The sequence below is a fragment of the Streptomyces mutomycini genome (genome assembly GCF_001700505.1).
GTDB lineage: Bacteria > Actinomycetota > Actinomycetes > Streptomycetales > Streptomycetaceae > Streptomyces > Streptomyces mutomycini.
In genome coordinates this window covers 1-380 of sequence record NZ_MAPV01000327.1, presented here as the reverse complement: position 1 = coordinate 380, position 380 = coordinate 1, and the positions used below count along the sequence as shown (strand labels likewise).

The window sequence follows — 380 nt, the reverse complement described above, 5'->3', positions numbered from 1 at the left end:
ACCGGCACCTGGATCACCGACCACCAAGCAACAGACCCCCACTACTGGGGCAACCACATCCTCTCCACCGTCGAATACACCACCGGCATCCAAACCGCCACCACCCAACCAGGCACCACCCTCCTCGAAATCGGCCCCGGCCAAACCTTCAGCAGCCTCGCCCGCCGCATCCTCACCCACACCAACACCCAAGCCACCACCCTCGCCACACTCCCCCACAAACGCGACCGCCGCACCGCCCCCGAAACCATCCAACGCACCCTCGCCACCCTCTGGCTCACCGGCACCACACCCAACTGGACCAACTACTACAACCAACAACAACGCCGCCGCATCCCCCTCCCCACCTACCCCTTCCAACACAAACACCACTGGCTGGA

The 380-nt window shown here is 64.2% G+C and carries 1 pseudogene; it reads left to right on the top strand.

Annotation, left to right across the window (positions count from 1 at the left end):
• Nucleotides 1-380 (top strand): annotated as a pseudogene (locus BFF76_RS30210) (hypothetical protein); the annotation flags it as partial.